At 64.0% G+C, this 1,591-nt stretch carries 1 protein-coding gene; it reads right to left on the minus strand.

The features are described from left to right. Nucleotides 1–174: 174 nt before the first annotated feature. Nucleotides 175–1,488 (minus strand): IS1380 family transposase, encoded by a 1,314-nt coding sequence (locus HNR28_RS18045; RefSeq protein WP_043680954.1) that lies wholly within the window; start codon nucleotides 1,486–1,488, stop codon nucleotides 175–177. Nucleotides 1,489–1,591 lie beyond the last annotated feature (103 nt).

Raw genomic sequence — 1,591 nt, forward strand, 5'->3', positions numbered from 1 at the left:
CCTAGCCTGGACATTTCGTCAGCAAGCCTGGTGAAGTGATTTTCGGGTGGTCAGGCTGCTCCGGCGACGCGGCGGCGGGGATCGGCGGCATGGGAAGCGTTTTTTCAGTGCCGCAGGCGCAATTCCCCCTACCCCCGTTGTTTTATAGCGTGCCGGGGCAGCACTTTCTCGGCGCTACGGGGCCATGGCGCGCGCGGCGTGCGCGTAGACATGGCGCAGCGGATGATGTGAGGCCAGCAGGATGCGGACCCGCCGGGTATTGCGCACGATGGCCGCACCGATCTTCAGCAGGCGTACCCGGATCGTGGCGGCGCTGGCACGCTCCAGTTCAGTCCCTCGCAGGGCCGTCTCGCGCAGGCGCTGCATGAGCGTATAGGCCAGGGCCGCCAGCAACAACCGGAACTGGTTGGCGGCGAACCGGTGGCAACTGGCACGTGTGCCGAACAGATCGAGCTGCGCCTCCTTGATGCGGTTCTCGGCTTCGCCCCGAGCGCAGTACAGCTGATCGTACAGTTGCATGGCATCGCCGTCCCGGATGTTGGTGACCACGAAGCGCGGGTTCACGCCCTGGGCGCCGTATTCGAGCCGGGTCAGCACGCGCCGGGGCCGATCCCACGACCCGGCCGCGTAGGTAAACTCGCTGACCAGACGTTGCTTTTTCCCAGTGCGCGCGTAATCGCCTTTGAGGATTTCCTCAGCCTGCCCGACACGCGCCTGAAGCCGTTTATTGCGTGCCAGGCCGATGACGTACTGCACGCCGCTGCGCTCACACCAGCGGATCAGCGGCTGGCGGCAGAACCCCGAGTCCCCACGGATGATGATCCTGACCTCGGGCCATGCCTGACGCAGCCGGTTCACCAACAAGCGCAGCACCGCCGCCGCGTGCCTGGCCCCGTCAATGCGGCTGGGGCGCAGCAGGCAGGCCAGCATCGACTGGCCGCAGAACACGTACAGCGGCAGGTAGCAGTGATGGTCGTAATAAGCATGGAACTGCTTGAGCTCCTGCTCACCGTGCAACGGGATATCCGAGGCATCCACATCCAGAATCAGCTCCTCAGGCGGCGTGGCGAAGCTGGCGATGAAGTGTTCGATGAGCACCCCATGCAGCGCCCAGGCGTCGGCGCGGGTAGCACCCGTTTCCAGACGGCTGAGCGTGGGTGAGCTGGCCAGGGGACGATCCCGTCCGACGGCTGTTTGCATCAGCAGGTCCTCACGCAGCGTATCGTGATCGTTCAGATCTTCGTAGCCGCAGCACAGGCCGTACAGGCGCTGGGCCAGCAGATCGCGCAGGCGGTGGTGGACCCGGCCCGCGGCTCGACGATCCGTCAGCGCCTTGGCCGCCATACGCGACAGGCCCGTGCGCGCATCAATTCTTCGCAGCAGCATCAGCCCGCCGTCGGAACTGAGGTCACCGCCTTGGAAATTCGCCTGCAAATGGCGGCGTCCAAGGCGTCCAAAGTTCAGTTCTTCAGTGGTACGATTCGGCATAGGCGATTCTTTTTGGTTGTTTGGCGTGAGAACCAATAACCATAAGCCCTCGGGCAAGAATCGCCTATTCCTTTTTACCCGCCTGACGAAATTTCCGGGCTAG

Source organism: Castellaniella defragrans (assembly GCF_014203015.1).
Classification (GTDB): domain Bacteria; phylum Pseudomonadota; class Gammaproteobacteria; order Burkholderiales; family Burkholderiaceae_B; genus Castellaniella; species Castellaniella defragrans.